The sequence below is a fragment of the Mesorhizobium sp. B2-5-13 genome (genome assembly GCF_006440535.1).
GTDB lineage: Bacteria > Pseudomonadota > Alphaproteobacteria > Rhizobiales > Rhizobiaceae > Mesorhizobium > Mesorhizobium salmacidum.
Window position 1 is genome coordinate 74,191 of sequence record NZ_VFUI01000017.1, and the last position, 20,290, is coordinate 94,480.

General features: G+C 59.4%; 21 protein-coding genes and 2 pseudogenes. 15 read left to right on the forward strand and 8 right to left on the reverse strand.

The genetic code is table 11. From position 1 onward, the window contains the following. Nucleotides 1–50: 50 nt before the first annotated feature. The 3 genes from FJ434_RS23190 to FJ434_RS23200 all read right to left on the reverse strand — a co-directional run bounded on the left by FJ434_RS23190 (nucleotide 51) and on the right by FJ434_RS23200 (nucleotide 3,881). Entirely contained in the window at nucleotides 51–2,261 is a 2,211-nt protein-coding gene (locus FJ434_RS23190; RefSeq protein ID WP_140750750.1) for an amylo-alpha-1,6-glucosidase, read from the reverse strand. Then, on the reverse strand, nucleotides 2,242–3,357 hold the full coding sequence (locus tag FJ434_RS23195; protein WP_140750752.1) for a glycosyltransferase family 4 protein: 1,116 nt from the start codon (nucleotides 3,355–3,357) through the stop codon (nucleotides 2,242–2,244). The genes FJ434_RS23190 and FJ434_RS23195 overlap by 20 nt, the downstream gene beginning before the upstream one ends. A 305-nt stretch (nucleotides 3,358–3,662) precedes the next feature. Continuing rightward, on the reverse strand, nucleotides 3,663–3,881 hold the full coding sequence (locus FJ434_RS23200; RefSeq protein WP_140717509.1) for a hypothetical protein: 219 nt from the start codon (nucleotides 3,879–3,881) through the stop codon (nucleotides 3,663–3,665). On the opposite strand from FJ434_RS23200, the gene FJ434_RS23205 reads away from it, so the two are divergent. From FJ434_RS23205 to FJ434_RS23220, 4 genes and pseudogenes are all read left to right on the forward strand, one after another. Then, nucleotides 3,880–4,347 (forward strand): YbhB/YbcL family Raf kinase inhibitor-like protein, encoded by a 468-nt coding sequence (locus tag FJ434_RS23205; RefSeq protein WP_140509392.1) that lies wholly within the window; start codon nucleotides 3,880–3,882, stop codon nucleotides 4,345–4,347. The genes FJ434_RS23200 and FJ434_RS23205 overlap by 2 nt on opposite strands. Before the next feature lie 10 nt (nucleotides 4,348–4,357). Continuing rightward, nucleotides 4,358–5,311, forward strand: a pseudogene (gene adh, locus FJ434_RS23210) (aldehyde dehydrogenase); the annotation flags it as partial. A gap of 80 nt (nucleotides 5,312–5,391) precedes the next feature. Continuing rightward, nucleotides 5,392–5,749, forward strand: a pseudogene (locus tag FJ434_RS23215) (DUF779 domain-containing protein). 161 nt (nucleotides 5,750–5,910) lie between these two features. Beyond that, a complete protein-coding gene (locus tag FJ434_RS23220; RefSeq protein WP_140509336.1) occupies nucleotides 5,911–6,120 on the forward strand; it encodes a DUF1858 domain-containing protein in 210 nt (69 codons plus the stop codon). Nucleotides 6,121–6,122: 2 nt separating this feature from the next. Here the strand turns inward: FJ434_RS23220 and FJ434_RS23225 are convergent, their stop codons facing one another. After that, nucleotides 6,123–6,827, reverse strand: a complete 705-nt coding sequence (locus tag FJ434_RS23225; protein WP_140750754.1) for a Crp/Fnr family transcriptional regulator — start codon at nucleotides 6,825–6,827, stop codon at nucleotides 6,123–6,125. A 337-nt stretch (nucleotides 6,828–7,164) separates the two neighbouring features. Here FJ434_RS23225 and FJ434_RS23230 point away from each other — a divergent pair, with 337 nt between their 5' ends. From FJ434_RS23230 to FJ434_RS23245, 4 genes are all read left to right on the forward strand, one after another. Further along, on the forward strand, nucleotides 7,165–7,611 hold the full coding sequence (locus tag FJ434_RS23230) for a pseudoazurin (protein ID WP_140750814.1): 447 nt from the start codon (nucleotides 7,165–7,167) through the stop codon (nucleotides 7,609–7,611). A gap of 246 nt (nucleotides 7,612–7,857) precedes the next feature. Further along, on the forward strand, nucleotides 7,858–8,961 hold the full coding sequence (gene nirK, locus FJ434_RS23235; protein ID WP_140750756.1) for a copper-containing nitrite reductase: 1,104 nt from the start codon (nucleotides 7,858–7,860) through the stop codon (nucleotides 8,959–8,961). 72 nt (nucleotides 8,962–9,033) lie between these two features. After that, nucleotides 9,034–9,939: an SUMF1/EgtB/PvdO family nonheme iron enzyme gene (locus FJ434_RS23240; protein ID WP_140750758.1), complete on the forward strand. Its 906-nt coding sequence runs from the start codon at nucleotides 9,034–9,036 to the stop codon at nucleotides 9,937–9,939. After that, nucleotides 9,936–10,379, forward strand: coding sequence for a group III truncated hemoglobin (locus tag FJ434_RS23245; protein WP_140750760.1), 444 nt, complete (start codon nucleotides 9,936–9,938; stop codon nucleotides 10,377–10,379). Before FJ434_RS23240 ends, FJ434_RS23245 begins: the two co-directional genes overlap by 4 nt. A 134-nt stretch (nucleotides 10,380–10,513) precedes the next feature. On the opposite strand, the gene FJ434_RS23250 is transcribed toward FJ434_RS23245, so the two are convergent. Next, nucleotides 10,514–11,857, reverse strand: coding sequence for an ATP-binding protein (locus FJ434_RS23250; protein ID WP_140750762.1), 1,344 nt, complete (start codon nucleotides 11,855–11,857; stop codon nucleotides 10,514–10,516). Next, a complete protein-coding gene (locus FJ434_RS23255; RefSeq protein ID WP_140750764.1) occupies nucleotides 11,854–12,513 on the reverse strand; it encodes a response regulator transcription factor in 660 nt (219 codons plus the stop codon). Before FJ434_RS23255 ends, FJ434_RS23250 begins: the two co-directional genes overlap by 4 nt. Before the next feature lie 174 nt (nucleotides 12,514–12,687). Here FJ434_RS23255 and FJ434_RS23260 point away from each other — a divergent pair, with 174 nt between their 5' ends. Both FJ434_RS23260 and FJ434_RS23265 read left to right on the forward strand, forming a co-directional pair. After that, nucleotides 12,688–12,966: a PepSY domain-containing protein gene (locus FJ434_RS23260; protein ID WP_140718341.1), complete on the forward strand. Its 279-nt coding sequence runs from the start codon at nucleotides 12,688–12,690 to the stop codon at nucleotides 12,964–12,966. A 5-nt stretch (nucleotides 12,967–12,971) separates the two neighbouring features. Then, nucleotides 12,972–13,532, forward strand: a complete 561-nt coding sequence (locus tag FJ434_RS23265; protein ID WP_140509350.1) for a cytochrome b/b6 domain-containing protein — start codon at nucleotides 12,972–12,974, stop codon at nucleotides 13,530–13,532. A gap of 162 nt (nucleotides 13,533–13,694) precedes the next feature. Here FJ434_RS23265 and hemN read toward each other — a convergent pair whose 3' ends face one another. Further along, a complete protein-coding gene (gene hemN, locus FJ434_RS23270; protein WP_140750816.1) occupies nucleotides 13,695–15,041 on the reverse strand; it encodes an oxygen-independent coproporphyrinogen III oxidase in 1,347 nt (448 codons plus the stop codon). Between the two features lie 149 nt (nucleotides 15,042–15,190). On the opposite strand from hemN, the gene FJ434_RS23275 reads away from it, so the two are divergent. Next, complete coding sequence (locus FJ434_RS23275; protein WP_140750818.1) at nucleotides 15,191–15,919, forward strand: Crp/Fnr family transcriptional regulator; 729 nt, start codon at nucleotides 15,191–15,193, stop codon at nucleotides 15,917–15,919. Nucleotides 15,920–16,080: 161 nt separating this feature from the next. Here the strand turns inward: FJ434_RS23275 and FJ434_RS23280 are convergent, their stop codons facing one another. Continuing rightward, nucleotides 16,081–16,602: a hemerythrin domain-containing protein gene (locus tag FJ434_RS23280; RefSeq protein WP_140750766.1), complete on the reverse strand. Its 522-nt coding sequence runs from the start codon at nucleotides 16,600–16,602 to the stop codon at nucleotides 16,081–16,083. Nucleotides 16,603–16,753: 151 nt separating this feature from the next. Between FJ434_RS23280 and ccoN the strand changes: the two genes are divergently transcribed. Genes ccoN through ccoP form a run of 4 tightly spaced genes read left to right on the forward strand, consistent with a single transcriptional unit; the run spans nucleotide 16,754 to nucleotide 20,133 of the window. Next, nucleotides 16,754–18,364, forward strand: a complete 1,611-nt coding sequence (gene ccoN / locus FJ434_RS23285; protein ID WP_140750768.1) for a cytochrome-c oxidase, cbb3-type subunit I — start codon at nucleotides 16,754–16,756, stop codon at nucleotides 18,362–18,364. 12 nt (nucleotides 18,365–18,376) lie between these two features. Continuing rightward, nucleotides 18,377–19,108: a cytochrome-c oxidase, cbb3-type subunit II gene (gene ccoO, locus FJ434_RS23290; RefSeq protein ID WP_140750770.1), complete on the forward strand. Its 732-nt coding sequence runs from the start codon at nucleotides 18,377–18,379 to the stop codon at nucleotides 19,106–19,108. A gap of 9 nt (nucleotides 19,109–19,117) precedes the next feature. Beyond that, nucleotides 19,118–19,267, forward strand: coding sequence for a cbb3-type cytochrome c oxidase subunit 3 (locus FJ434_RS23295; protein WP_015316364.1), 150 nt, complete (start codon nucleotides 19,118–19,120; stop codon nucleotides 19,265–19,267). A gap of 2 nt (nucleotides 19,268–19,269) precedes the next feature. Further along, nucleotides 19,270–20,133 carry a cytochrome-c oxidase, cbb3-type subunit III gene (gene ccoP, locus FJ434_RS23300; protein WP_140509358.1) on the forward strand — a complete coding sequence of 288 codons (864 nt, stop codon included), beginning with the start codon at nucleotides 19,270–19,272 and terminating at the stop codon, nucleotides 20,131–20,133. The last annotated feature ends 157 nt before the right edge of the window (nucleotides 20,134–20,290 follow it).

The window sequence follows — 20,290 nt, forward strand, 5'->3', positions numbered from 1 at the left end:
AAGTGAACAAGACCGCTGAGAGGGTTAGGGGCCTGATGAGACGCCGTTGATCAGCTCTTCGCCACGACTCTGATTGATCCAGTGCGGCCAAGAACGTCAACGACCACCTGAGAGCCGGTACGACGGAGCGCCACGTCCACCGATCCGGCACCCAGCGAAAGCCGCCTCAGGACGATTTGATCCAGGAATCTCGGCAAGACAGGAGCGTCAAAAACGACAAACTGCGATTTCGGATCGAATTCGAGGCCGAGGCAAGCTTGCACGAAAAGCAAGGGCGCAGCGGCCGCCCATGCCTGGGGATTGCAAGCGACCGGATAGAAGGTCGGTGCTTGGGCACTTTGGCGAGGGAAGCCGCAGAATAGTTCTGGCAAGCGGCGCAGATCGAGATATGTCGAGGCGGCGAACAGACCTTCGAATATCTTTGCAGCTTCATGTCGGAAGCCATATCGAGCGAAGCCGGCGGCGATCAGCGCGTTGTCATGCGGCCAGACAGAGCCATTATGATAGCTCATTGGATTGTAGCGGGCCTCTGTCGCAGCGATGGTTCTGATACCCCAGCCTGTAAAAAAGGCGCGCTCCGTGAGACTCTGCACCACAGACCTTGCTCGCTCGGCACGTGCGAGACCGGTGAAAAGCGTATGGCCGGCATTTGACGAACGTACCCTGCAGGGGCGCTTGTCCCCGTCGAGCGCAAGCACATATGTGCCGAGTTGCTCGTCGAAAAAGCAGACGTCGAAGCGATCGCGCAGGTCCGATGCCTTGGCTTCGAGCTTGTTGGCTCGCGCCGAATTGCCGAGCCGACGAGAGATCGCGGCCGCCGCGCACCATGCTCCGTAGACGTATGCCTGCACCTCGGCGAGTGCGATCGATCCCTTCGCAAGTGTTCCGTCCGCGTGAAAAACAGAATCGCTGCTGTCCTTCCAACCCTGGTTTGCCAAACCATCGGGCGTCAACCGCTGGTACTCAACGAAGCCGTCTTTGTCGCGGTCACCGTAATCGTCGATCCAAGCGAGAGCAGCTTCGATATTGGGCATCAGACGCTGCAATGTGTCGAGATCGCTTGTCCTCTCCAAATAGGCACCTGCCAACATGATGAAGAGGGGCGTCGAGTCGACGCTGCCATAGTATCGACGGAACGGCACCTCCCGAAGCACCGCCATTTCGCCATGCCGCAACTCGTGAAGGATCTTGCCAGGTTCCGCATCCGACACATGATCTAGCTCGGTTGCCTGATTGGCTGCGAGATAGAGGAGCACGCCGCGTGCTATCGAGGGGTCCAGCCAAAGCATCTCCATGGCAGTGATGAGAGCGTCACGCCCGAACACGGTGCTGAACCATGGAATGCCAGCATAGGGATAGGGTCCCTCAGGTGTTTGTGTGATCAGCATGTAGAGGTCCGACACACTTCGGTGCACCGCCTCATCAAAGATTTCGTTGGAGGTCGTTATGACGGCGGCCTTCGATGTGGAATGACGCAGTGCCCGCCGCGCATCGCGAAGCGCAATAAAAAAGGTGCGGCGAGGCGACTCGTCGCCAATTTCCTTCTTGTCACAGCCGACATCCAGGAAAAGCGAATGTGTCTCGTGAGGTGCGAGTTCTATCACAAACGTGGCCTGTTCACCGGTGAGCGTCGCCGGCACGGGATCGAAGGACAAAATGGTAGCGCGCCGCACGCCATCCAAGCCCACGTAAGCAAGCGCGACCCGGTTACCGGCCACGTCCGGTTGACAATCCTCTCCGCGCTGGGGCCGCGGCGTGCCCCGGACTTCGAACAGGTCCGCGAAATCGGATGCGAAAACCAGCTCAAGCTGGAGACGATGCCGAACTTCATCGAAATTGCGCACAGCCAGCCGCTCGAAGCATCGGGCGCCCCACAATAATCGTGACCGGCGGAGATGAATTAAGTCGTGCTTCAGCACGCGAACGCCTTCAGCATCGAAAATGTCTGGATTGGTTAGATCGCAAGTCAAGGTCGCATTGTCGTCGCGCAATGTCGAACTGAGCAGCATAGGCCTGGCGCCATTGATTGTCAGACCAAGATGCGAGAGGTAGCGTGTGTCGCGATAATAAATCCCATCCGGGCTACCAGGTCCCGAGAGGACGTCGCCGTTACGGTCGAAGACGCCGAAAATGTCGTCATGCTTGAGTGTTCGGGGCCGGCGCTCCTGCAGTGAGGGGACGAAAAGCTGGGCAAGATGCGTAACGCCAGATCCCCCGGGAAAAGGTGCATGGGAGATCGCTTCAGCACTCACGGATTGCATCGCTGAGACCTCTAACTTCAGCTGACACTTGAGCGCCCCTGGCGCGAGCCATCGCAGCGCCTGATGATAGCGCGACAAGGCGATCATAAATCGACACGTAGTCGAATGCCATACGCTCGGCCGAGAACCGTTCTTCGAAAACAGCCCGGATCCGTCGCCGATCCAAATTGCCGGCCGATCTTATCGCCTCAATTCCCTCGTCGACAGTTCTTACGACAAACCCCGACACCCCATGGTCAATCACCTCGGATACCGCGCCTCGATCGAACGCGATTACGGGGGTTCCGCACGCCATGGCTTCGATCATCACCAACCCAAAGGGCTCGGGCCAGTTTATAGGAAAAAGCAGTGCCCGGGCGTTGCCAAGGAAATCAGCCTTGTGGTGTTCATCTATTTCGCCGAGGAATTCCACATTGGGATGTGTGGCGATCATGGGCGAGATTACGTTCTCCCAAAATAACCTGTCCTGCTTGTCGATTTTGGCCGCGATCTTCAATGTCATGCCAGCACGCCTGGCGATCTCGATCGCTGTCTCTGGACCTTTTTCCGGAGAAATACGGCCGAGAAACGCCAAATAATCGCCCGAGGGATGCATCGTCATCGGCAGTAGATCGCACGGTAGTCCATTATAGACTGTTCCGGCCCAGTTGACGGGCGGCATCGGGCGACGTTGTTCTTGCGATATCGATACCAGCGGCACGTCGGGAAAGCTTTGATAGAACGGATACAGGTCAGGAAGATCAAGACGTCCATGCAGGGTCGTGAGCGCAGGAGTTTGGAGGGTATTGAGCAGGGGGAACTGCAACAGATCAGTGTGAAAATGAATAACATCAAACTCGTCGGCAACCCGCCGAACGCGATCGAGCATTACAATGTGATGAGGAATGGGATCCAGAACGGTCGGATCAAGCCTCAAGGCCCGGTCGCAGCATTTTACCAGCCGCGCCGAGCTGTGCGAATCCCCACTTGCGAAAAGCGTGACCTCATGACCGCGACGGACAAGCTCCTCGGCAAGATACGACACGATCCGCTCGGTACCACCATAGAGTTTTGGGGGAACACTTTCTGTTAAGGGTGCGACTTGGGCAACCCTCATCGGTCCAGTCCATTTGTATCGTTCACCCAATTCGGTGCACCCACTTCCGGCTTTTCCGAACCGAACACCGCAGAATCCAGATTGTTCCGGCGCTGAGCGCGCCTGTCTTGCCGGCGGCCAGATGCTCGCGGATCGGCAGAAGCGGTTATGCGGAACATCAAAACCTCGTCTCCAGGCGCGCTATTTTCTGGAGCAATGAAACAATTGCCCTGAGCCGTAGTTCTTATGTCCAGCAATGACGATGGGTCGGCAGCGGGAGCACTGGCGGAGCTTCCCACGCGGATGTGCGGTTCTGACCAGGAGGATCAATCATGTTCGTGAATTCGACGAACGGTCATGAGCTTCAGTCCAAAATGCGCGGTTTCCGCCTCGACCGATTTCGAGGCAATCCCAAGCTGGCCGCGAGAGGCCCCGCCTGGAGCTTTTGTCGATCCTACTGGAACTCGCTCCAGGCCCATACGTTCCGAGTCGATCCAAGGACGACGCGAACGCTCAAAAATCACCACGACTGAGGTGAACGTCATGGCATTTTCGATTGAAAGTCCGGCCTTCCGGGACGGCGACAGGATTCCGGATGAATATGTGCGTGACGGGGAGAACCTGTCGCCCCCGCTGACCTGGAAGGAAGCGCCTCAGGGCACTCGAAGCTTCGTCTTGATCGTGGAGGACCCCGACGCTCCCTCCGGGATCTTCCGCCATTGGGGCATCTACGACATCCCTGCGGAACGCGACCGCTTGCCGGAGGGTACGACGGCCGGCGCCAAGACCGAAAGCCTTGGCTATGGCGTCAATGATTTTGGCAACCCGCGCTACGATGGACCGCAGCCACCCAAGGGCCACGGTGTCCATCACTATCATTTTCGCCTCGCGGCCCTCGATGTCGAAACGCTGCATTGTGGCGAGAAAGCCAAGGTCGCCGACATATTGGATCGGGCAAAGCCACATGTGATCGCACAGGCCGAACTTGTCGGCACCTACGAGAGGGCGTGATGCATCGCGTTCCGAACAGACGCCTGCCACCATCATGCTGTGGGCGGACCTGATCGGTGACCTTCTGCCGGACGGCGTGCTCAACATCGTCAACGGCTTCGGCCTGGAGGCCGGCAAGCCACTCGCTTCGTCGAACCGCATCGCCAAGATCGCCTTCACCGGCGAAACCACGACCGGCCGGCTGATCTCGCAATATGCCAGCCAGAACCTCATCCCGGTGACGCTGGAACTCGGCGGCAAGTCGCCCAACATCTTCTTCCAGGATGTCACCGCTGAAGACGACGACTTCTTCGACAAGGCTATCGAGGGCTTTGTTATGTTCGCACTCAACCAGGGCGAGGTCTGCACCTGCCCCAGCCGAGCCCTGGTGCATGAGAAGATCTACGACAAGTTCATGGAAAAGGCGCTGAAGCGCGTCGAAGCGATCGTCCAGGGCGATCCGCTCGACCCGGTCACTATGATCGGCGCGCAGGCGTCGAGCGAGCAACTGGAGAAGATCCTGTCCTACTTCGACATCGGCAAGAAGGAGGGCGCCGAAGTGCTGATCGGCGGCGAGCAGAACCATCTGCCGGGCGATCTTGCTGGCGGCTATTACGTCAAGCCCACGGTGTTCAAAGGCCACAACAAGATGCGCGTCTTCCAGGAGGAGATTTTTGGGCCAGTGGTGTCGGTCACCACCTTCAAGGACGACGACGAGGCCTTGGCGATTGCCAACGACACACTCTACGGTCTAGGCGCTGGTATCTGGAGCCGTGATGCGAACCGCTGCTACCGGTTCGGCCGCGCCATACGCGCCGGTCGCGTATGGACCAACTGCTACCATGCCTATCCGGCACATGCGGCGTTCGGCGGCTACAAGCAATCGGGCATCGGCCGCGAGAACCACAAGATGATGCTCGACCATTACCAGCAGACCAAGAACATGCTGGTCAGCTATAGCCCGAAGAAGCTCGGTTTCTTTTGAGCGTCGTCGGATAGAAAGCCAAGGGTGCAGCCGTTATGGCCGCGCCCTTATCGGCTCGGGAACTCTGGAGGGAAAGCAGGATGCTTGAAAAGATCTCGCTCGGGAAAGTCTCGGCCACACCTGGAGCCAGAACCTTCCTGGCGGAAATCATCGCCGACCACGGCCCGGTGCTGTTCCATCAGTCGGGCGGGTGCTGCGATGGATCATCGCCGATGTGTTACTCGCAAGGCGATTTCATCGTCGGCGACCATGACGTGATGCTGGGGTAGATCGGCGACACCCCGGTCTATATCAGCGTCTCGCAATGAAGTGTGGAAGCACACCGATCTCATCATCGACGTGGTGCCTGGTCGCGGCGGAATGTTCTCGCTCGACAACGGAAGAGAGAGGCGGTTCCTAACGCGGTCGACAATCTGCGCGGCTCAGGCGAGGGCTTAATGAACTGCCGTGGCGTTGCGCGCCGGGAAATGCCTGCGGCGACGGCGGACGCACGTCGCTCGACGGGCGGGCAAGGCTCATAAGGTTCCTCTTTGTCTCAGCGCAACGAGCATCGATGAAACAAGGCGCAAGATGTCCGCTTCCAAATGCGGACAAGCGGCATGAAACCCACATTCAGCGACGATGCGACGATGGACAGACTCATGCACGGCTCGCCAGCAGCTATTCGCGTCGTTCTTCAGCATGGCATGCTTTGCGTAGGCTGCCCTATCGCGCCGTTCCACACCATTTCAGACGCGGCACGGGAGCACAATCTGGACGAGGAACTGCTCAGTCGCGATCTGCGGACCGCAATCGAAAGTAGCGACTGACGTTAGCTCTTCTGTTCGCGGCCTTCCGCGATCAGAAGCAACCGGTGAGGCTCGACTACAGTCACCTTCTGCCGCCCGCTTTTGACCAATCCCTGGTCTTCCCAGGCCGAGAGCAAGCGGCTCACCGTGTGAAGCGTCGTCCCTGTCATTTCGGCGATGTCCTGACGCGAGATCGGGAAGTCGATCACGATGCCTTCCTCCGTCTTTTTGCCGGTCTGCTTGACCAGCTTAAGCAGTGCATGGGCAACGCGCTGGTCCACTTGTTCGGTGGACATCTCGATGACGCGCGTGTGGGCGTCCTGCAGCCTGCTGCCCACGGCCTTGTAGGTGTTGGCACTGAAACTGGGAAAGTCGGCAGCGAATGTCGGCCACAGCTGGCTTGGCCAGGCAAGAGCGACGCAATCGGCCGCGGCGATCGCATTTGCCGGATAGGTGGTGCGGCCCAGTGCGTGGGCAATGCCCATCAACTCGCCTGGACTTATATATCGCACGGTTACCTCATGGCCGTCCGGCGTCGATTTCACCACGCGCACATGCCCGTCGAGCAGCAGGAAAAACGAATGGGCTTCCTGCTCCTGTTCGAAAACCGACTGGTCCCTGGCAATCCTCAACGACGTGGCCTGGCCGACGATGCGGTCGAGCTCGGCAGCCGATAGCCCCTCAAAGACAGACAACCCGGCGATCAGTGTGCGATCAAGGCTACCCAACGATGCCCCCCAAATTTGACCATGACCACAAAGCGTCCACGCCAGCCTGACCGGAGAGTGTCACGGACAACTGATGGGCGGCAAGGGGGCGATGCTGCTCGACGTCTGGGCGACGCTGTGGTCGCCACCTTCTTCGACTATGTGACTTGTTCGGCGGAATGTCTTTCAGCCGCTTGAAGAGCAGAGACGGCAGCAATCAGCTCTGACGGAAACGGCTCCAGTTGCTCCATGCACATTTCACCCAGAAATTTGCGCCAACGCAAATCGCCAGATTGTCCAGTGACGTAGAACAGGCGCGACGGTTGATGCCGTGATGAACCCAAGAAAGGACTTCCCAATGAGATTGCCTCTTGTTGCCGCTGCCGTCGCTCTTCTCGCCCTCGCCGGCGCCGCAAGCGCCGAGGAGCATGTGGTGCAAATGCTCAACAAAGGTGAGAAAGGTGCGATGGTGTTCCAGCCGGCCTTTGTGCGTGCAGTACCGGGGGACACGGTCAAGTTCGTGCCGACCGACAAAACCCACAACGCTGAAATCATCAAAGGCATGCTGCCGGACGGCGCTGACGCCTTCAAGGGGAAGCCGAGTGAGGAAATCACCGTGACCCTCACCAAGGAGGGTGTCTACGGCGTGAAATGCGCGCCGCACTATGGCATGGGCATGGTGGCGCTCATCGCCGTAGGCAAGCCCGTCAATCTGGAAGCCGCGGAAGCCGTCAAGCAGGCCGGCAAAGCCAAGACAGTGTTCGCGGATCTGTTCGCGGAAGCGGCAAAGGCCGCCTCCAACTGACCTGCTCTCTTCCAAAAGATACCCTCCGGTTCACGATCTCCGGAGGGAACGGCCGAACGGACCAGCGGAGAGGTCCAGTTCGGCCGATTTCGTTTTGGCGAAGACTTCGCCTCGGTTTTTATGACAACTACCTCCTGTTTCCTCCACCAGGTAGATGAATCGAACTGGATTTGCGCTAGCGCAAAGACGTTCGCGGCGGGAAGCCTAATATCTGGCCATAAATTGGCGCAGGCAAAGGAGATGGATATGCTTACGAGACGTGAAGCACTGCTGGGTTCGGTTTTTACCGCCGCCGCCGTCGCAACGATTACAGCCATGCCCGCTACGGCAAGCGCAAAGGAGGTGGCCGGATTGCCGCGTGAAAAGGTTGCATTGGTCGCGCCTCCTTTCGTTCACGCTCACGATCAGGTCGCGAAAGTCGGTCCGAAAATCGTCGAATTCACCATGACTATCGAAGAGAAGCCGATCGTCATCGACGCGGACGGCACGCAACTCAATGCGATGACCTACAATGGCTCCATTCCCGGCCCGCTGATGGTCGTGCATCAAGGCGACTATCTCGAACTCACACTCATAAATCCCGACACCAACACACTCGCCCACAACATCGACTTCCACGCGGCCACCGGCGCACTTGGCGGCGGCGGCCTGACACTGATCAATCCGGGTGAGCAGGTCACGCTGCGCTTCAAGGCAACCCGCGCCGGAACGTTCGTCTACCATTGCGCCCCCGGCGGCGCGATGATCCCATGGCACGTCGTGTCGGGCATGAGCGGTGCGGTAATGGTGCTGCCGCGCGACGGCCTCAGGGACGACAAAGGCAATCCCGTCCGCTACGATCACATCTACTATATCGGCGAGAACGACTTCTACATTCCTCGCGACGAGCAGGGAAAGTTCAAGAAGTTTGAAACCGCCGGCGACAACTACGACGACACCGTCAAGGTCATGCGCGGCCTGATCCCGACACATGTCGTCTTCAACGGCAGGCGGGGATCGCTGACGGGCGAGCATGCCATGAAGGCCAAGGTTGGCGAGACCGTCCTGATCGTCCATTCCCAGGCGAACCGCGACACCCGCCCCCACCTGATCGGCGGCCATGGCGACCTTGTCTGGGAGCAGGGCAAATTCGACAATCCGCCAGCCAAGGATCTTGAAACCTGGTTTATTCGCGGTGGCTCGGCGGGTTCGTCGCTGTACACCTTCCGGCAGCCCGGCATCTACGCCTATGTGAACCACAATCTAATCGAGGCCGTGGAACTGGGAGCGACCGCGCACTTCACGGTCGACGGACATTGGGACGACGACCTGATGACGCAGATCGAGGCACCACGCTCCATCGCGTCGTAGCGAGGATCTGATCCTGAAGCCAAGGCGGCCTTGCGGCAATTCCGCAAGACCGCCCATGTCGGGCGAAAGCCGATGCCAATCAACCCAATCATAGCCCTCGCAGCGTTCGCTTCTGCCGCGCTGGTTGCCATAGGAGCGACCACGGCGGCTGATTGGCTTTCGCCGCCTGGCGGCCGACTTGTCGCGAGCCCGGAACTGGTGCGCCTTGCCCCGGCGTCGTTCAGTCATCCCCAACCAGGTGAATTCCTGCAGGACGGACGTCCGGTGGCGGCGCCCGTCATGTTGGTCAGGTTGGGGGAACCGCTGGAAATCATGAAATATCAAGTGAGTGCATCGGAATACGGTCGCTGCGTGGCGGCCGATGTCTGCCAGCCCGCCGAAACCCTTGGCGACGGCAACTTTCCCGTGACCGGCGTGAGCCACATGGACGCGCAAGCCTATGCGAACTGGCTATCAACCCAGAGGGGCGAAGCGTGGCGGCTACCGACCGATGCGGAGTGGGCCTTTGCCGCCGGCGAAAAATTCCGGAGCGACGTAGAGGCCGGCATCAGCGACCCCGCCAACCCGGCTCTGCGGTGGCTCGCCCAATATCGCAATGAGGCTTCGCTCGAGCGCAAATCCGATCCTGCCCCGAGATTTCAGGGGGCCTTCGGTGTGAACGCAAAAGGGGTGGCTGACGTCGCCGGCAATGTCTGGGAATGGACATCGACCTGCTATGTCCACGCGTCGGTGACCAGCGACGGCACAAGGACTGCAGGTTCGGTGGAAAATTGCGGGGTGCATGTCGTTGAAGGATTCCACCGCACCTATATGTCGAACTTCATCCGGGACGGGAAGAGCGGCGGCTGCGCCGTCGGAACGCCGCCCGACAATCTGGGTTTTCGGCTTGTCCGCGAACGGCTCACCCTTGTCCAGCAGGCCTTCGGCGTCTCGGGCTTTCCTGATTTTGGCGAAGACAACAAAGTATTTGTGGAATGACAATGAAATCAGCCTTGACCGTGCGTCCGCTTGCAGAGCAGCCTCTGAACGATCCTGACGTCAATCGGGCGTTGATCGGGAGACTCGTTCGCGAATTCTATGCCAGGCTCCGGAAGAACGAGCGCCTTGGACCGATCTTCGCGCGCGCGATCACCGGCGACTGGGAACCGCATCTCGAGAAAATGACCGACTTCTGGTGTTCCGTCATTCTCAAGACCGGCGACTATCACGGACGGCCGGTGCCCGCTCATGTGAAACTCAAGGATATCACCGAAGCGGATTTCGATATCTGGCTGGACATGTTTGGCAAAACCGCCGCCGAGCTCTTTGCGCCGGAAACAGCAGCGGTGTTTATCGATCGGGCCGAACGGATAGCGACAAGCCTCAAGCTGGCGATGTTCTTTCGCATCGATCCGCCACGACAGACTGCTGCGGGTTGAGGGCCACTTTCTCTGCCGGATGCATCATCACGTCCACCAAGGCTGCAACTGCCGTTTGGTCAATGCGCCTACGGCAATTCAAGTCGCAGCGGTTTTCCGTCTGGAATGGCCATTGTGCGAGACTATGAACCGCCCTAACCGGATTTGACCAGTTGAATCGAAGCCTCAAATCCATCCCTCATGCCTGAGGCCGGCGACCTCAAGATCAGTGTTCCGCCGACCTGCTGGACGATGTTGCTGACGATGGCGAGACCCAGGCCCGATCCGTCTGCCGGAGAAGCACGTCGCGCGAAACGCTGCGTCAAGCCGCCGAGTTCCGCCGCCGGAATTACCGGGCATTCATTGATGACGCGCAAGCTGGCATCCTTGCCGATGGAGATCTTTACCGGCTTGCCCGATGCGCCATGTCGTACCGCGTTTTCGACCAGATTGCGGATGACGATCGCGAGCGCATCCTGGTCGATTTCGACCATTGGTGCATCCTCGCTGGGTCTAACAAGGTCGATCTCGCCCTGACCCCCAGCGCTCCGACCGAACTCTTCGACGACAAGGGCAGCGACCGAGCCAAGGTCGACCGGCTGTGATGCCGCCGCAACGCCGGCATCTGCCCTTGCCAGTTGCATCAGCTTTTCCGAAAGCCGGGCAAGATTGGCGAGTGACGCCCTGATCTGACGGGCGCGGTTGCCGACGTTGAGGTCAGGTGCTTCGGCGAGCAGGCGCTCTGCTTGCGCCAGGGCACCGGCTATAGGTGTGCGTAATTCGTGCGCCGCATTGGCTGTGAATTCCCTTTCTGCCGACAGAGCCATTCCAAGCCGCCGCATCAGGCTGTTCACGGACTTGGCGATGGCGGCCAGTTCCAGTGGAAGGTCTTCGGTGCGGATCGATGCCAGATTGTCGCCGTGGCGGTTAGCGATCTCGCTGCGCAACGTCAGAACGGGACGCAGGGAACGCTCCAGGATCAGCCAACAGACGATCGCCGCCAGTGGCGTGAGCAGGACCAGGGGCAGCAGGAAGCCGAATGCGGCTTCCAGTGTCTCCTCGTCTCGACGGCTTTCAAGCTCGGCAATCTGGATGAAAATCGTCCCGCTCACCGCCGCTTCGGTATAGATACGCCATCCCTTGTTCTCGGTGAAACCGGGAACTGGGATCAGCGAAAGCGGCGATGATGGCGCGTGATTTGAATGCAGCAGCACCAAGCCCTGCTTGTCGCGAACCTGGACGACCAGCCGGTCGCCGTCCTCGTCATTGTCGGCTTCCGCAAAAACCCGCGGCGCAGCCTGGGCATCCTTCCCGATGAGATCGTCTACCACTACCGGCAGCAGTCTTCTGGCTGCCTCTCTCATGGCGACGTCCATGGCTTCGTTGATTTCGCGATGCAGGGTGATGCCGCCGGCAATGGCCGCCACAAGGCCGTAAACCACCATCACCGCGCTGATAGCGACGACCAGCCGGCGCACCAGACTTGTACGACCGTTCATTGGGTCATCCCACGGTAGCCGACGCCGCGCACGGTGCGGATGGTGTCGCTGCCAATCTTGCGGCGCAAACGACTTATGTACACCTCCACCGCATTGCTTTCGATCTCCGCGCCGAACGCATAGAGCGCGTCTTCGATCTGAGCCTTGCTCACAATGGCGCCCGGTCGCTGCAGAAACTGTTCCAGCACCGCCCACTCGCGGCCGGTAAGCGAGGTGGAGTTGCCGTCGACGGTGATGTCGCGTCGTGCCAAGTCGATCTCGACCTTGCCAAAGCGGATAATTGGACTGGGTTTGCCGGTATAACGGCGAGCCACCGCTTGCAGCCGTGCCGACAGCTCTTCGAGATCGAATGGCTTGACGAGGTAATCGTCGGCGCCGCTGTTCAGACCCTCGATACGATCCGAGAGTTGGTCCCGCGCCGTGAGGATGATCACTGGCGTATCGGTTCCATCGCGTCGCAGGGCCTTCAATAAATCCTGCCCCCTCCCATCAGGGAGTTGGAGATCGAGCAGGATGAGCTGATATGAAATGACAGCCAGGCAGGTGCGGGCCTCGTCAAGCGTCTTCGACCAATCGACCGCATGGCTGGCGGCGGCGACGTGGTCGCGAACCGCTTCGCCAAGAATCCGATCGTCTTCGATTAAAAGAACCCGCACCTCTTCTCCATCCCTGTCCTGTCCGTATCGGACGCGGTGCTCGTTGCACCGAAAACCTTACACCAACCTGAACGCCCCCGAGGCCCGGATCTCGAATTGCGCTTCGCATTCAGGTTGCTGTCAGCTTGCACCGTGATGTTGGCCGCATCGGAATTGGCCGATGGAGACTTGAAGATGAAGACGATGATTTTCGCCACCCTGCTGCTCAGCGCAGCCGGAACCGCAACCGCCTTTGCCGGCAACAAGTGCGATGTACCTGCCGACCAGTGGCAGCCGGCAGAGGCACTGCAGAGCAAACTCGAGGCCCAGGGCTGGACGGTGCGCAACATCAAGTCGGAAAGCGGCTGTTACGAAGCCTATGCGGTCGACGGCAAAGGCAAGCGGGTCGAGACCATGTTCGATCCCAAGACGTTGGCTCCGGTCGGCAGCGACGCCGACGGCGACGAAGGCTGATCGACATGAACGCCACCGTTTCCTCCCGCCGGAACATGGTCAAGGTCTGGAGTCCTTATGTTCGCCTGTTTCACTGGGCGCTGGTGTTGAGCGTGACGGTGGCGTGGCTGTCGTCGGGGCTGATCGTGAAGGTTCATGAACTCGCCGGCTACAGTGCGATCGCGCTGGTCGCCTCGCGGCTTCTGGCCGGCATCGTCGGCTCCAGGTACACCCGATTTGCCCAATTCGTGCGTAGCCCAAGCGCCGTGACGTCCTATCTCTGCGACATCGCGGCGCATCGCGAAAAACGATATCTCGGACATAACCCGGCGGGCGCCGCCATGGTGCTGGCGCTGCTTGTCACGATCTGCGGCATAGCCCTGACCGGCTGGCTGCAGACCACTGACGCTTTTTGGGGCGTCGGCTGGTTGCAGACACTCCATCAGTTGCTTGGCAACACGGTCCTCCTTATGGTTGGACTGCACCTTGCCGGGGTGCTTCTTGCCAGCCTGCGTCATCACGAGAACCTCGTTCGCTCGATGGTTACGGGTAAGAAGCGGGCGCCCGAACCAGGCGACGCGACTTGAACAAACCGGCGGATCGCGTCGCCCTAACAGCGTCATGGCGTGAGCCTCCTGAATTCAGGAGCCCGCCGATCTTCCATCCGATGGATCCCGTCGAAATAATCCGTGAAAAGCCGAGCGAGTTGCCCGAATTCGATCTTCGGAATGGGTGGGCACGCCGAACGCTCAGACCGCGACGGAGTGCCTGGCCGTTCCGGCTTGGAGATACTTGTCAAATTTGGCCGCAATTGTCCTGACGAGAGGACGGCACTCTATCGGCACGACAAAATGATCGCCCTTGAGTTCAAGCAGCCTCGAGCCGGCATTGCCAAGCCGACTGGCCTGAAGAAGCAATCCCTGCCCAACATCGCCGAAGCACTCGACAAGTTCGATGGCCGGGAAGGAAAAATCGCACATCAGTCGCTCGATTATCCAGGCCCTCGCCTGGTCATCGAGGCTGAGTCGCACGCCGTGTGCCGTCGCCAATCGCCGGCCATCGACTACCTTCTCATATTCGCCAGTGGCCACGATGTTCTGTGCGTAACCCTGCTTGTATCGGCTGATCGAGGAAGGTCCGAACCCGATCAAGGTTTCACATTGATCCTCGGTATAGCCTTGGAAATTGCGGCGCAATTTGCCCGTCGCTGCCGCTATTGCCAGCGAATCGCCGGGCTTGGCGAAATGATCGAGCCCGACGGCTTGGTAGCCGGCCGTTTCAATCATCTCCGCGGCAAGTTGTGATTGTCCGAGGCGTTGGGCCGGATCCGGCAACCAGACCTCATCGATCATCGTCTGATGCTTTTTGAACCACGGCACATGCGCGTAGCCGAAAAGCGCCACTCTGTCGGGCGCCAGTGTCAACGCCTGTTCAACTGTCGTGGCGATGCTTTGAAGCGTCTGATGTGGCAGACCATAGAGCAGATCGAGGTTGACGGATTTCGTGCCGCGCGAGCGCACGCCGTCCACCACCTGCTTGGTCTGTAGAAAACTCTGCTCGCGATTGATCGCCTTCTGCACCCTGGGATCGAAATCCTGCACACCGAGGCTCGCCCTCGTCATGCCAATTTGCGCCAGCGCATCCAGGCGTGCCTCGTCCACGTCATTGGGCTCTATCTCGACACTGACGGTCGCATCGGCAAGAAACTCGAACTCGGCTCGCAGGCGCCTTCCAAGAGCCACAAGGTCATCGGGTGTCAGCATGGTCGGTGAGCCGCCGCCGAAATGGACCGCGCGCACCCTGCCTTTGCCGCTGAGGAGCTCCGCGACCGTCTCGATTTCGCTGTGCAGGGAGCGAAGGAAACTCGCCACCGGCGCGTAGTGGCGCGTCTGCTTGGTATGGCAGGCACAGAACCAGCATAGCTTGTCGCAATAAGGGATGTGCAAATAGAGCGATATTTCGTCGCCGGCGCCGATTGTCTGCAGCCAGCCGCGAACGACCATGTCGTCGATCCCCGCATGGAAATGCGGCGCGGTCGGGTAGCTGGTGTAACGCGGCACGTTCTCGCCCAAGCTGGCGGTCAGGTCCGGTCTCAACTCGCAGGTCTCTGGCTTTTGCATGGCCTCCAGTTAGGTCTCATCTGGCTGCCGGAGCTTTGATTTTGATCAAGGTGCCGGGAAAGAACTGACGCAACCATGGTCGAAAAAGCGATGCTGTCTGGCGGCATCCGATGACAGGTGATGCGATGGCCGTGCGACGTGACGTTCACAACTCCGACATTCCGGTGCTCTGCCAATCTTGCGAAGCACGGCATCGCGGGGTCTGTGGTGCGCTCGATCCGGATCAGTTGGTCGACCTGGCGAGAAACTCTTCCAAGCACAGCGTTCAGCCCGGAATCGAACTGGTTGGCGACGCCGAGGCGATTGACAGCTTTTCGAACGTGCTTTCGGGCGTGGTGAAGCTGACCAAGACTCTTTCGGACGGGCGCCAGCAGATCGTCGGTCTTCAGTTCGCGCCCGATTTTCTGGGGCGTCCATTCAAGCTCGAAAGTTCGATCAACGCCGAGGCCGCGACGGATGTTTCCCTGTGTTCTTTTCCAAAGACGGCAATCGAGCGAATGATGAAAGTGTCGCCTGAGCTGGAACACCGCCTGCTCAAACAGACACTCAAGGAACTCGACCAGGCCCGTGACTGGATGGTGACGCTCGGGCGCAAGACGGCTTCGGAAAAAGTGGCAAGCTTCCTGCTCATGATTGCAACGAACATTGATCCGACCAATGCCCAAGACACCGGATCGGCGACATTCGACCTACCGTTGACGCGGTCCGATATCGCCGACTTTCTCGGCCTGACAATAGAGACGGTCAGCCGTCAGCTGACCAGGCTGCGCGCTGACGAAGTGATCCGTATCGAGAACAACCGTCACGTTTTCGTGGAGAACATGAACCGCCTGGAACAACGTTCCGGCGCCTGATGCAAGTCGCTCAAAAGTGGCCCGGTTCTGAGACGACGAAATGCCGAAATGCATAGAAACAGAGAAAAAGCGCGTCGCATGAATCCGTTTCGACGCGACGCGCTTTAGCCGAGAAACAGAGAAAAAGCGCGTCGCATGAATCCGTTTCGACGCGACGCGCTTTAGCCGACCTCGCTTGCGGGAATCAGCGGAAGCACATGCTCCCTTTCAAAGGCCACGTGCCGGCGCATGCTGTCAAAGAAGCCGCGCAGCATGAAGCCGAGCGCTTCGGGGTTGGCGATGACGGCTCCATGCCCGATCTCAAGCAGAGCGTCCGTCAGATCCTGGGCCGAACACTCGTCCTCGACATGCTCGGCTTTGAGGCGGCGTATGGAGGCACCTCGAGCGCCTTCATTGATGCTGTCATGCGCAAACGCCGGGAAGATATGTTCTTCCTCATAAGCGTGGCTTCTACGCAGCAAAGGCACGAGCTCATTTGCGACCAGAAGGCATTTCAGCCGATCCACCCGGGAAGGCAATCCGTCGGCAATAGCCTCCAGCTCGTCGCATAGGCGCATTTTTTGATCATGCCAGCGAGGAACGTCCAGACACGGTACGCGCCCACCTTGAACGCATGCTTCAACGACCGGACAGGCTTCCGGTTTGTCGCACCTGACGACAACTGACGATTTGCCACGGGCCATCGGAACCTCCGCGCATGAAACCAATGCGCAAGATTGTCCGAGTGGCGAAGTGTGGACTTTGACATGGATCAAGGCGCCGGGCGGCTAGTCGCGGAATTGATGCGGCAGAGGGTTCACATCCGCACATCAGATCCGCGCTCGGGGACACGTCATGAAATTCGGCAGAGAGATCTTCGCCTTGGGCTTGTTCGCATTCGCCGCTCTGGCGGCGGCAGGCTTCGGCACGGACGAGCCCTTCCGGCAACATATGTGGGTGCTGTTTTTCGTACTACTCGGCTTCACCGCCATTTTGCTCCGCAACTCGAACTTCGCACCCGCTACCCCGATCGATCCATCGGCCTATTTGGACGGACCCATCCGCTATGGCGCCATCGCCACCGTGTTCTGGGGTGTCGTCGGCATGCTTGTCGGCGTGATCATTGCGCTACAACTGGCCTATCCGCAGCTCAACATCCAGCCATGGTTCAACTTCGGCCGCCTGCGCCCGGTGCACACGTCGGGCGTCGTCTTCGCCTTTGGCGGCAACGCGCTTCTGTGCACATCATTATATGTCGTCCAACGCACCTGCCGCGCGCGGCTGTTCGGCGGCAATCTGGCCTGGTTTGTGTTCTGGGGCTATCAGCTCTTCATCGTCATGGCCGCTACCGGCTACCTGCTCGGCATCACCGAATCCCGGGAATATGCCGAACCCGAATGGTACGTTGACATCTGGCTGACCATAGTCTGGGTCGCCTATCTCATCCTATTCCTCGGCACCATCCTGAAGCGCAAGGAACCGCATATCTACGTCGCCAACTGGTTCTACCTGTCCTTCATCGTGACCATCGCGATGCTGCATGTCGTCAACAACCTGTCGATGCCCGCCTCGTTCCTGGGTTCAAAAAGCTACTCGGCATTCTCAGGCGTCCAGGATGCCCTGACGCAATGGTGGTACGGCCACAACGCGGTCGGGTTCTTCCTGACGGCCGGCTTTCTGGGCATGATGTATTACTTCGTGCCCAAGCAGGCTAACAGGCCGGTCTACTCCTACCGGCTGTCGATCATCCACTTCTGGGCGCTGATCTTCCTCTACATCTGGGCCGGCCCGCATCACCTGCATTACACCGCCCTGCCCGACTGGGCGCAGACGCTTGGCATGGTGTTCTCGATCATGCTCTGGATGCCGTCCTGGGGAGGCATGATCAACGGCCTGATGACGCTGTCGGGCGCCTGGGACAAGATCCGCACGGATCCCATCATCCGCATGATGGTCGCGGCGATCGCATTCTACGGCATGTCGACCTTCGAAGGCCCGATGATGTCCATCAAGTCGGTGAATTCACTGTCCCACTACACCGACTGGACGATCGGTCATGTTCACTCGGGTGCGCTTGGCTGGGTCGGCCTGATCTCGTTCGGCGCACTCTACTACATGGTTCCGAAGCTGTGGAACCGCGAACGTCTCTATTCGCTGCGCCTCGTCACCTGGCATTTCTGGCTGGCGACACTTGGCATCGTGGTCTACGCGGCCGTGATGTGGGTCTCCGGCATCATGCAGGGCCTGATGTGGCGCGAATACGACGAGCAGGGCTTCCTGGTCTATTCCTTCGCCGAATCCGTGGCCGCCATGCATCCCTACTACGTGATGCGTGCCATCGGCGGAGCGATGTATCTCTCAGGCACGCTGATCATGGCCTGGAACATCACCATGACGATCCTCGGTCACCAACGCCAGGAGGCTCCCATGCCGGGCTCAATCCCAACCCTTCAGCCCGCGCAGTAAGGAGCCATTCCCATGAGCTTGATGGACAAACACTCGGTCATCGAGAAGAACGCGACACTTCTTCTGGTCGGCTCGCTGCTGGTCGTCACAATAGGCGGCATCGTCGAGATCGCACCGCTTTTCTATATCGACAACACGATAGAGAAGGTCGAAGGCATGCGGCCCTACTCGCCGCTGGAGCTGGTCGGCCGCAACATCTACGTGCGCGAAGGCTGTTACCTCTGCCACAGCCAGATGATCAGGCCGTTCCGCGACGAGGTCGAGCGGTATGGGCACTATAGCCTGGCGGCGGAGTCGATGTACGACCATCCCTTTCAGTGGGGTTCAAAACGTACCGGTCCGGATCTGGCGCGTGTTGGCGATCGATATTCCAACGAGTGGCACACACAGCACCTGACAAACCCGCAGTCGGTCGTGCCTGAATCGATCATGCCGAGCTATGGGTTCCTGAAGGATACACCGCTCGACGTCAAAGACTTTTCAACACATCTCGTCGCGAACGCTGATGTCGGCGTTCCCTACACGGCCGAGATGATAGCGAACGCTAATGCCGATCTGAAGGCCCAGGCTGATCCTGCCGCCGACACGACGGCGCTCGAGAAGCGCTATCCCAAAGCCAAGGTCGGCGATTTCGACGGCAACCCAGCCCAGGTCACCGAGATGGACGCGCTGGTCGCTTACCTGCAGATGCTCGGCACGTTGGTCGATTTCAAGAACTACGACGAATCCGCAGGATACCGTTAGGAAAAAGCAATGGATTACAACGCGATGCGGCAATTCGCCGACAGTTGGGTTCTCCTTTTCATGGCCCTGTTCTTTGTCGGGGCGATCGTCTTCGCGCTGCGGCCAGGTGGCAAGAGTCAGGCAGACGAAGCAGCCCGAATCCCCCTGAAGGACGACTGACCATGAGTGATGAACATATCGACGATGTGTCGGGCGTCTCCACGACTGGCCATGAATGGGACGGGATCAGGGAGCTCAACAATCCCCTCCCGCGATGGTGGGTCATTACCTTCTACATCACCATCGTCTGGGCCATCGGCTATACGATCGCCTATCCGGCGTGGCCGATGCTGAGCTCTGCCACGAAGGGCGTGCTTGGCTATTCCAGCCGAAATGAGGTCAAGAACGAGCTTGCCGCCGCCGACGCTGCCAAAGACAAATATGTGGCGGCAGTGCAATCGAAATCCGTATCTGAAATTCTGGCGAATGACACTTTGCGCGAGTTTGCGGTCGCAGCCGGCGGAGCCGCATTCAAGGTCAATTGCACCCAATGCCACGGGTCCGGCGCCGCGGGATCGAAGGGCTTTCCCAACCTCAATGACGACGATTGGCTTTGGGGCGGCAAACCGGACCAGATCCAGCAGACCATCACACACGGCATCCGCTTTGTCCCGGACGCCGACACGAGGGTTTCGGAGATGCCGGCCTTCGCCGAAGTCCTTACAGCGGAACAGATCGCGCAGGTCAGCACTTTCGTCGCCAGCTTGTCCGGCAGCGTCGAAAACTCCGCCTTGATCGCTCCGGGCGCCAAGGTGTTCGCGGAGAGCTGTGCCGCATGCCACGGTGACAATGCCAAAGGTAACCGCGAAGTGGGTGCGCCTGACCTGACAGACGCGATCTGGCTCTATGGCTCCGGCGAGAGCGCGATCGCGGCACAGGTCCGCGCGCCCAGGCAGGGTGTGATGCCTGCCTGGGGAGCGCGCCTGGGTGAAACCAAGGTCAAGGAACTCGCCGTTTACATCCATTCGCTTGGCGGTGGGGAATAGGAAACGGGGGGTCTATTCCCTGCCCTTCGCCGCCAAAGCGACGAGGCCCGGCCGTGCCGGGCCTCGACTGTTTTGTTGACCGCTGGCGGATTGACTTGCGTCAACGAAGTCCGGGCCACCATGCGTCAAACCTATCCAGATCATAAGCTACGCGTCT

Bases quoted from the DNA above. Each gene is read 5' to 3' on its own strand.
- FJ434_RS23190 (WP_140750750.1), bottom strand. From the start codon at position 2,261: ATGCAATCCGTGAGTGCTGAAGCGATCTCCCATGCACCTTTTCCCGGG.
- FJ434_RS23195 (WP_140750752.1), bottom strand. From the start codon at position 3,357: ATGAGGGTTGCCCAAGTCGCACCCTTAACAGAAAGTGTTCCCCCAAAA.
- FJ434_RS23205 (WP_140509392.1), top strand. From the start codon at position 3,880: ATGGCATTTTCGATTGAAAGTCCGGCCTTCCGGGACGGCGACAGGATT.
- FJ434_RS23200 (WP_140717509.1), bottom strand. From the start codon at position 3,881: ATGACGTTCACCTCAGTCGTGGTGATTTTTGAGCGTTCGCGTCGTCCT.
- FJ434_RS23220 (WP_140509336.1), top strand. From the start codon at position 5,911: ATGAAACCCACATTCAGCGACGATGCGACGATGGACAGACTCATGCAC.
- FJ434_RS23230 (WP_140750814.1), top strand. From the start codon at position 7,165: ATGAGATTGCCTCTTGTTGCCGCTGCCGTCGCTCTTCTCGCCCTCGCC.
- nirK (WP_140750756.1), top strand. From the start codon at position 7,858: ATGCTTACGAGACGTGAAGCACTGCTGGGTTCGGTTTTTACCGCCGCC.
- FJ434_RS23240 (WP_140750758.1), top strand. From the start codon at position 9,034: ATGCCAATCAACCCAATCATAGCCCTCGCAGCGTTCGCTTCTGCCGCG.
- FJ434_RS23245 (WP_140750760.1), top strand. From the start codon at position 9,936: ATGACAATGAAATCAGCCTTGACCGTGCGTCCGCTTGCAGAGCAGCCT.
- FJ434_RS23250 (WP_140750762.1), bottom strand. From the start codon at position 11,857: ATGAACGGTCGTACAAGTCTGGTGCGCCGGCTGGTCGTCGCTATCAGC.
- FJ434_RS23260 (WP_140718341.1), top strand. From the start codon at position 12,688: ATGAAGACGATGATTTTCGCCACCCTGCTGCTCAGCGCAGCCGGAACC.
- FJ434_RS23265 (WP_140509350.1), top strand. From the start codon at position 12,972: ATGAACGCCACCGTTTCCTCCCGCCGGAACATGGTCAAGGTCTGGAGT.
- FJ434_RS23275 (WP_140750818.1), top strand. From the start codon at position 15,191: ATGGCCGTGCGACGTGACGTTCACAACTCCGACATTCCGGTGCTCTGC.
- FJ434_RS23280 (WP_140750766.1), bottom strand. From the start codon at position 16,602: ATGGCCCGTGGCAAATCGTCAGTTGTCGTCAGGTGCGACAAACCGGAA.
- ccoN (WP_140750768.1), top strand. From the start codon at position 16,754: ATGAAATTCGGCAGAGAGATCTTCGCCTTGGGCTTGTTCGCATTCGCC.
- ccoO (WP_140750770.1), top strand. From the start codon at position 18,377: ATGAGCTTGATGGACAAACACTCGGTCATCGAGAAGAACGCGACACTT.
- FJ434_RS23295 (WP_015316364.1), top strand. From the start codon at position 19,118: ATGGATTACAACGCGATGCGGCAATTCGCCGACAGTTGGGTTCTCCTT.
- ccoP (WP_140509358.1), top strand. From the start codon at position 19,270: ATGAGTGATGAACATATCGACGATGTGTCGGGCGTCTCCACGACTGGC.